This window comes from Brevundimonas diminuta ATCC 11568, assembly GCF_000204035.1.
GTDB lineage: Bacteria > Pseudomonadota > Alphaproteobacteria > Caulobacterales > Caulobacteraceae > Brevundimonas > Brevundimonas diminuta.
Window position 1 is genome coordinate 370027 of sequence record NZ_GL883084.1, and the last position, 6693, is coordinate 376719.

A 6693-nucleotide genomic window follows, 5' to 3' on the forward strand; every position below is an offset into this window, starting at 1 on the left:
GGGCGGCGTGGGGTCCGGCTCGGGCGGAGTCGGCTCGGGCGGGGTCTCGACCGGGGCCGTCTCCCCATCCTCAAGCGAGGGCTCCTCCTGCGGATTGTCGGCGGGCGCGGCGGCGATCTCGATGTCCGAGACGATCGACACCGGCACGGAGTTCACCAACGGCTTCGGCCCGTCCTTCGACGACCAGGACACGAAGGCGAGCGCCACCACCCCCGCGTGCAGGGCGATGGAGCCGAGGATGGCGGGGCTGGGGCGGCGCAAGGTCCGTCAGCCCTCCGTCGGCTCGTCGGCGGCGGTGTCGGTGATCAGGTTCAGCTTGGTGAAGCCCGAGGCCGACAGGCGCGCCATCACGCGCGCCACGGCCTGATAGGGGGCGCGGCCGTCGGCGCGGATGAAGATGGCCTTGTCGCGCGCGTTCTCGCCGCCCTCTTCAGCCACGCGCAGGGCCAGTTGCTCCCAGCGGACCTCGCCCTCGCCGATGAAGATGGCGCCGTTCCGGTCGATGCTCACCGTAACCGGCTTGTCAGTCGTCTCGACCGCGCTGGCCTCGGTCTTGGGCAGTTCGACCGGCACCCCGACCGTCAGCAGGGGCGCCGAGATCATGAAGATGATCAACAGCACCAGCATGACGTCCACCAGGGGCGTGACGTTGATCTCGCTCAGCGGCCGTTTGCGCGCGCGGCGACGGCCGCGCCCGCGCGCTTCACCGCCGCCTCCTCCACCCAGGGCCATGGATCAGGCGCCCCGGCGCAGGTTCAGGTCGGACGACGGCGGCGGCGGGCGGGGGCGGAGGCGTCGCAGGCGCGCCCAGACGCCGGGCGATGGCCGACTGCAGATCGTCCGCAAAGGCCTCCAGACGGCCCGTGAACTTGCCCGCCGACACCGAGAAGGCGTTGAAGGCGATATAGGCCGGGATGGCCGCCGCCAGGCCGATGGCCGTGGCGAACAGGGCCTCGGCGATGGCCGGGGCCACGGTCGTCAGATTGGTGTTGCCCGCCGCCGCAATGCTGTCGAAGGCGTTCATGATGCCCCACACCGTGCCGAACAGGCCGATGAAGGGCGAGGCCGTGGCGACCACCGACAGCACGCCCAGACCGTTCTCGATCTTCTGGCTTTCCCGAGCGATGACCGAATCCAGCGCCCGGTCGATACGGGCGATCAGCATGTTCCCTTGCGTGTCCGTCATGGCGCCGCGCGCGCGCGCCTCGCGCCAGTCCTGCAGGGTCAGCACCAGCATGCGCGGCAGGGGATCGACCGGCTGAGGCCCGGCCTGGGCGGCGACCTCCTCCAGCGAGCGGCCGCTCTCGACCTGCTTCTCGAACTCGGTCGCCCGGGCGTTCATGCGCGAGAACCGCACCGCCTTGTCGATGATGATGGTCCAGGACCAGACCGAGGCCGCGGCCAGGCCGATCATCACCGTCTTGACCACCCAGTCGGCGGTCATGAACAGCTCGATGGGATTCAGCAGGGAGGCGTCGGCGGGCGGAGTCATGCGTGGTCCTTGGCGAAGAGTCCGTTCATCCGCCTTTTGCACCGGGCGGACGTGGCGGTTTCATGGCGGCGGGTCTAGCGGGCGTCGCGCCCGGCGTCATCAGCCTACCGGCTGACAACCTCGTTATTGCCGAGCCGATCCTGTTTCCCCCGACAGCCAGGGCGTCACCAGTTCGATCAGCCGCTTCGTCGGACGGCGCGGACGCCCGTCCAGATGGATGCAGACGGCGACGACGTCGGCCCGGCACAATACGTCGCCGTCGCGCTCGACCGTCTGGCGGATGATCAGGCGCGGTCCCTTGATCGCCTCATAGCGGGTGCGCACCGCCAGCGCGTCGTCGATCCGCGCGGGCTTCAGATATTTGATCGCCAGGTCCGACACCACGAAGGCCAGCGGCTCCTCCTGCTCCAGCAGGTCGACATGCCCTACCCCCGCCAGACGCAGGAAGTCCGACCGCCCCCGCTCGAAATAGCGGACGTAGTTGGCGTGATAGACCAGGCCGGTGAAGTCCGTGTCCTCGTAATAGACCCGCACGGGCAACAGGTGATCGCGGCCGTCGAACCGGCCGGCGCTGGGTTGGTCGGTCATGGTCTCAGCTCTTGCCGGAAACGGCGGCGGGCGCCGGGGCGTCGAAGCCCGGACAGTAGCGCGATTTCAGCGTCGCGAACTCGCCCGTCAGCGGGTCGTGGCTCATCAGGATGCGGTTGGGCCGGGAAACGAAGGCCACGGCCTCCCGACTGCCCTTCAGCCCGGCGTAGCCGCAGGCGGCCTTGCCGCGCCCGGCCTCGACATGCCGGACCTCGGCCTGCGGCCCCATCTGTTCGCGCACCTGCTCAAGCGCGCGTTCGGCGGGCGTGGTCTGGCGGGGTCCGAAGCGCGCCCCCTGGGTCAGGGCGTAGAGGCTGAAACCGCCCAGCACCAAGACAGCCGCGCCGAGCACGACGATCATCCGGTTCATCCTGCGGGGATGCGCCAAGGCCGCCTCCTTCTGGGAAAGGGAGGATGACCGGCTTTACCGCCGAGGTGAAGTCTTTTTGCGAAAGATTCGCGCGACGTCTGCTCAGTCGCGGTCGTAGAGGCGCATCACGGCCAGGGCGCCGATGGTGGTCAGCACGCCCAGCGCAAAAGCGCCGACCAGCGAGCTGGTGGCCGCCGCCGTCGACACCGTGACGGGCCGCTTGGCGTACCACTGAACGATCTCGCCGGCGTGGGCGTGATCGATGCCCTCGTCATAGGCTTCGTCCAGATAGGTGTCGTCGGCGGCGGCCATCGGCGTCTCCAATTCTTGCCTGCGCATAATCCCCGGCGCGTTCGGGCGGTTCCCCTCTCGTGACAGAGGAAGCGCCATCCAGTAAAGGGCGCCCCTCAGCATATTCGACATCTGGCGAGCGACTCCATGGCCGGCCATTCCAAATTCAAGAACATCATGCACCGCAAGGGCCGCGCTGACGCGGTCCGTTCAAAGCTCTTTTCGCGCCTGTCACGGGAAATCACCGTGGCGGCCAAGTCGGGGATGCCCGACCCGGCGATGAACCCCCGGCTGCGTCTGGCGGTGAACAACGCCAAGGCCGAATCGATGCCGAAGGAGAACATCGAGCGCGCCATCAAGAAGGCCTCGGGCGGCGAAGTCGATGCGATGGAGGAGATCCGCTACGAGGGCCGCGGCCCCGGCGGCGTCCAGGTCATCGTCGAAGTCCTGACCGATAACCGTAACCGCGCCGCCTCGGGCGTGCGCTCGGCTTTCGCCAAGAACGGCGGCGCCCTGGGCGAGAGCGGCTCGGTCACCTTCATGTGGGATCGGGTCGGCAAGATCCACTATCCGGCCGAGGCGGGATCTGAAGACGCCGTGATGGAGGCCGCCATCGAGGCCGGCGCCGCCGACGTCGAGAGCGACCTGGTCAAGCCCGACATCTATGAGGACGCGCCGGGCCACACCATCTGGACCGCCTTCGAAGACCTGAACGAAGTGGCCGAGGCCATGTCCAAGGTGCTGGGCGACCCCAAATCCACCGCCATCGTCTGGAAGCCGCAGTCGGAGATCGACCTGACGGGCGATTCGGTCGGCGTCCTGTTCAAGCTGCTGGACGCCCTGGACGGCGAAGACGACGTGCAGCAGGTCTATTCGAACGAGAACATCTCGGACGAAGACGCGGCCAAGTACGCGGGCTGATCCGCAAGCGATGATCCTGCCCCCCGGCGCCGCACCCATGCGGGAGCGGCGTCGGGGCTCAGGAACCGGACCTGTGTTCGGAGGCTTCTTAGGGCTCAAGCCTTGCCGCGAGGAGCCCCCCATGGACATCACCCAGCTGATCCTGGACGACCACGCCGAACAGCGCAGGCTGTTCTCGCTGATCGAGCAGATCGGCGCGGACAATGTCGAGGCGCTGGAAGCGGTCTGGGGGCGGCTGTCGGCCTTTCTGGACGCCCACGCCGAGGCCGAGGAGCGGCATTTCTATCCCGCCCTGCTGAAACTGGGCGAGGGCGTCAATGACGCAGACGACGGCACGGTCGAGGGCGAGACCGAGGACGCCATCGAGGATCACAACAAGCTGCGCGACGCGGTGAAGGCGGTGGCCGCGCACGCGGTCGGCAGTCGCGCCTGGTTCGACGCGGTCGGCGCGGCCAACATCGTCAACTCCAAGCACATGGGCGAGGAGGAGCGGCAGGGGCTGACCGACTTCCGCCTGAACGCGGACCTGCAGACGCGGCACGACCTGGGCGTGCGCTTCGCCGCCTTCCAGGCCCGCCACATCGCCGGGGTGAAGCCGGTCAACAAAGACCCCGAAACCTACGTCGAGAACCATGGCTGACGCCGCCTGGCTGGAGACCGTCGTCCTGCCCATCGCCGGCGCCCTGATCGCCGGCGGGATGATCGGCTTCGAGCGCGAGTGGCGCGGCCGACCGGCAGGGTTCCGCACCCACATCCTGGTCAGCCTGGCGTCCTGCCTGCTGATGCTGGCGGCCATGACCCAGGCCGACTGGGCTTTCCGCGCCCTGCCGGACGAGAACATCGTCACCGACCCCACCCGCATGGCCCACGGGGTGCTGACGGGAATCGGCTTCCTGTGCGCCGGAGTCATCTTCCGCACCGGCTTCTCCATCCACGGCCTGACGACGGCGGCCTCGCTGTGGATCACCTCGGCCATCGGCCTGCTGTTCGGGGCCGGCCTGTTCGCCCTGGGCGCGGCTGGGACGGTGATCACGGGCCTGATCCTGGTCGCGCTGCGGCTGGTCAGCGCGCGGCTGCCGGACCGCACCCTGACCGATGTGGAGGTGCGCTGGCGTCGTGACGGCCCCTCGCCCGAGGCCGAGGTCGAGGCCGCCCTGCGCGCGATCGATCCGAAGCCCGCGCCCGACCGTTTCGAACTGATCGACGACGGCGCGGTGGTGCGCCGCAGCTGGCGCGTCCACGCCGAGGGCGAGACGGCGCTCAAGACCCTGGCGGGGCGGCTGTCGGCCCTGCCTTCGGTCTGCGGCTACGTGCTGAATCCGCGCGACGACTGACGACTTGCCCCGGCCTGCGCGGAGGTCCAACCTGCGCGGTCGTTGGGAGCGTTGGGATCATGGCGATCGACTGGGGCGTGACGCATTGGGGCGTCGAGGAACTGAGACTGCTGGCGCCGGTGGCCTCGGCCATGGTCGCGGGCGGGCTGATTGGGATCGAGCGGACCTATCACGGCCATCCGGCGGGGTTCCGCACCCACATCCTGGTCTGCATGACCTCCTGCGTCCTGATGCTGGCGGCCATGCATCAGGCCAGCTGGGGCTTCGTCGCCCTGCCCGAGCAGCGGCTGGTGATCGACCCGACGCGGATGGCGCACGGCATACTGACCGGCATCGGCTTCCTGTGCGCCGGTGTGATCTTTCGCGAGCGGTTCTCGGTGCACGGCCTGACCACGGCGGCTTCGCTGTGGACCACCTCGGCCACCGGGGTGATGTTCGGGGTCGGCCTGTGGAAGCTGGGACTGATCGCGGCGGGAGCGACCCTGCTGGTGCTGGCCATCCTGCGCTTTCTCGACGCGCGCCTGCCCCACGTCGGGGTGCTGGACGTCACCCTGCGCTGGACGCGCGGAGCCGCGCCGCAAGAAAAGGCGCTGCGCGCCCTGCTGGCCGAGAACGGCCTCAAGCCCACGCGCATCGGCCATGTCGTCAGCCCCGACGGCCAGATCCACGAACACCACGTCAAGGCGCGGGGCCCCATGCCGCTGAAAGTCGACGCCCTGTCCCGCGCCCTGTCGGATCAGGCGGGTCTGGCCGGTTTCTCGGTCATGCCCAGAGACGATTGAGCCGACATCGGGCCCTGAGGCTGCGCCCGGTCATTGTTCGCTAACCCTCTTTGGGGCAATAGGAACGGATGGCGAACGAAACGACTCGGATCCTGGGGCTGGACCCCGGCCTGCGCCGCACCGGCTGGGGCGTCATCGAAAGCGAGGGCAGCCGCCTGCGCTGGATCGCGCACGGCGTCGTCGCCCCCGACGACAAGGCGCCCTTCTCCGAGCGGCTGCTGCACCTGCTGGAGCAGGTCGGCGAGGTCTGCGCCGCCTATGACTGCGACGAGGCGGCGATCGAAGAGGTCTTCGTCAACGTCAATCCGGCCTCGACGCTGAAGCTGGGCCATGCGCGGGCGGCGGTCATGCTGGCCCCGGCGCGGGCGGGTCTCAGCGTCGCCGAATACGCCCCGACCCTGATCAAGAAGGCGGTGGTGGGCGCCGGGCAAGCCGACAAGAGCCAGATCGCCTTCATGATCAAACGCCTGCTGCCCGCCTCGGGCGAGGTCAAGGCCGACGCCGCCGACGCCCTGGCCGTGGCGGTCACCCATGCGCATCATCGTCGATTTCGGGCCTTGCCGGTGCGAGGCGCGGCATGATCGGCCGTCTGCGCGGAATCCTGGCCGAGGTCGGCGAGGCGGAGTGCCTGATCGACTGCGGCGGCGTGGGCTATGTGGCCGCCTGCGGGGCGCGAACGCTGGGCCGACTGCCCGCGCCGGGCGACGAGACCCTGCTATTCATCCAGAGCCAGTGGAGCCAGGACCAGGGGCCGCGCCTCTACGGCTTCCTGAGCCGGGACGAGCGCAAGGTCTTCAACCTGATGCTGACCATTCAGGGCGTCGGGCCGAAGGCGGCGCTGGGCGTGCTGGACGTGCTGCCGCCCGCCGAATTGGCCGCCGCCGTCGCGCGCGAGGACAAGGCCGCCGTCGGCCG

11 protein-coding genes and 1 pseudogene are annotated in these 6693 nt (G+C 69.2%); 6 read left to right on the plus strand and 6 right to left on the minus strand.

What is annotated here, in order from left to right; translation table 11 throughout:
* From BDIM_RS17765 to BDIM_RS01885, 6 genes and pseudogenes are all read right to left on the minus strand, one after another.
* Window positions 1-261: pseudogene (locus tag BDIM_RS17765) on the minus strand (energy transducer TonB); the annotation flags it as partial.
* 6 nt (window positions 262-267) lie between these two features.
* Entirely contained in the window at window positions 268-732 is a 465-nt protein-coding gene (locus tag BDIM_RS01865) for an ExbD/TolR family protein (RefSeq protein ID WP_040344561.1), read from the minus strand.
* On the minus strand, window positions 704-1492 hold the full coding sequence (gene tolQ, locus BDIM_RS01870; RefSeq protein WP_003163862.1) for a protein TolQ: 789 nt from the start codon (window positions 1490-1492) through the stop codon (window positions 704-706). Before tolQ ends, BDIM_RS01865 begins: the two co-directional genes overlap by 29 nt.
* Window positions 1493-1615: 123 nt before the next feature.
* Window positions 1616-2080 carry a tol-pal system-associated acyl-CoA thioesterase gene (gene ybgC / locus BDIM_RS01875; protein WP_003163863.1) on the minus strand — a complete coding sequence of 155 codons (465 nt, stop codon included), beginning with the start codon at window positions 2078-2080 and terminating at the stop codon, window positions 1616-1618.
* Window positions 2081-2084: 4 nt separating this feature from the next.
* Complete coding sequence (locus tag BDIM_RS01880) at window positions 2085-2468, minus strand: hypothetical protein (protein WP_223850955.1); 384 nt, start codon at window positions 2466-2468, stop codon at window positions 2085-2087.
* An 84-nt stretch (window positions 2469-2552) separates the two neighbouring features.
* On the minus strand, window positions 2553-2762 hold the full coding sequence (locus BDIM_RS01885; RefSeq protein WP_003163865.1) for a hypothetical protein: 210 nt from the start codon (window positions 2760-2762) through the stop codon (window positions 2553-2555).
* A 126-nt stretch (window positions 2763-2888) separates the two neighbouring features.
* Between BDIM_RS01885 and BDIM_RS01890 the strand changes: the two genes are divergently transcribed.
* The 6 genes from BDIM_RS01890 to ruvA all read left to right on the plus strand — a co-directional run.
* Complete coding sequence (locus BDIM_RS01890) at window positions 2889-3662, plus strand: YebC/PmpR family DNA-binding transcriptional regulator (protein WP_003163866.1); 774 nt, start codon at window positions 2889-2891, stop codon at window positions 3660-3662.
* 121 nt (window positions 3663-3783) lie between these two features.
* Window positions 3784-4302: a hemerythrin domain-containing protein gene (locus tag BDIM_RS01895; RefSeq protein WP_003163867.1), complete on the plus strand. Its 519-nt coding sequence runs from the start codon at window positions 3784-3786 to the stop codon at window positions 4300-4302.
* Window positions 4295-4996 carry an MgtC/SapB family protein gene (locus BDIM_RS01900; RefSeq protein WP_003163868.1) on the plus strand — a complete coding sequence of 234 codons (702 nt, stop codon included), beginning with the start codon at window positions 4295-4297 and terminating at the stop codon, window positions 4994-4996. Before BDIM_RS01895 ends, BDIM_RS01900 begins: the two co-directional genes overlap by 8 nt.
* A gap of 59 nt (window positions 4997-5055) precedes the next feature.
* Window positions 5056-5778, plus strand: a complete 723-nt coding sequence (locus tag BDIM_RS01905) for an MgtC/SapB family protein (RefSeq protein WP_003163869.1) — start codon at window positions 5056-5058, stop codon at window positions 5776-5778.
* Between the two features lie 68 nt (window positions 5779-5846).
* Entirely contained in the window at window positions 5847-6359 is a 513-nt protein-coding gene (gene ruvC, locus BDIM_RS01910; protein WP_003163870.1) for a crossover junction endodeoxyribonuclease RuvC, read from the plus strand.
* Window positions 6356-6693 (plus strand): Holliday junction branch migration protein RuvA (gene ruvA / locus BDIM_RS01915; protein WP_040344748.1); only part of this gene is annotated, 338 nt, incomplete at its 3' end. The genes ruvC and ruvA, both read left to right, overlap by 4 nt.

What these genes read in the sequence shown, in the direction of transcription:
- BDIM_RS01900 (WP_003163868.1), top strand. Translation starts at nt 4,295, where the DNA reads ATGGCTGACGCCGCCTGGCTGGAGACCGTCGTCCTGCCCATCGCCGGC.
- BDIM_RS01905 (WP_003163869.1), top strand. Translation starts at nt 5,056, where the DNA reads ATGGCGATCGACTGGGGCGTGACGCATTGGGGCGTCGAGGAACTGAGA.
- BDIM_RS01885 (WP_003163865.1), bottom strand. Translation starts at nt 2,762, where the DNA reads ATGGCCGCCGCCGACGACACCTATCTGGACGAAGCCTATGACGAGGGC.
- ruvC (WP_003163870.1), top strand. Translation starts at nt 5,847, where the DNA reads ATGGCGAACGAAACGACTCGGATCCTGGGGCTGGACCCCGGCCTGCGC.
- BDIM_RS01895 (WP_003163867.1), top strand. Translation starts at nt 3,784, where the DNA reads ATGGACATCACCCAGCTGATCCTGGACGACCACGCCGAACAGCGCAGG.
- ybgC (WP_003163863.1), bottom strand. Translation starts at nt 2,080, where the DNA reads ATGACCGACCAACCCAGCGCCGGCCGGTTCGACGGCCGCGATCACCTG.
- BDIM_RS01865 (WP_040344561.1), bottom strand. Translation starts at nt 732, where the DNA reads ATGGCCCTGGGTGGAGGAGGCGGCGGTGAAGCGCGCGGGCGCGGCCGT.
- BDIM_RS01890 (WP_003163866.1), top strand. Translation starts at nt 2,889, where the DNA reads ATGGCCGGCCATTCCAAATTCAAGAACATCATGCACCGCAAGGGCCGC.
- tolQ (WP_003163862.1), bottom strand. Translation starts at nt 1,492, where the DNA reads ATGACTCCGCCCGCCGACGCCTCCCTGCTGAATCCCATCGAGCTGTTC.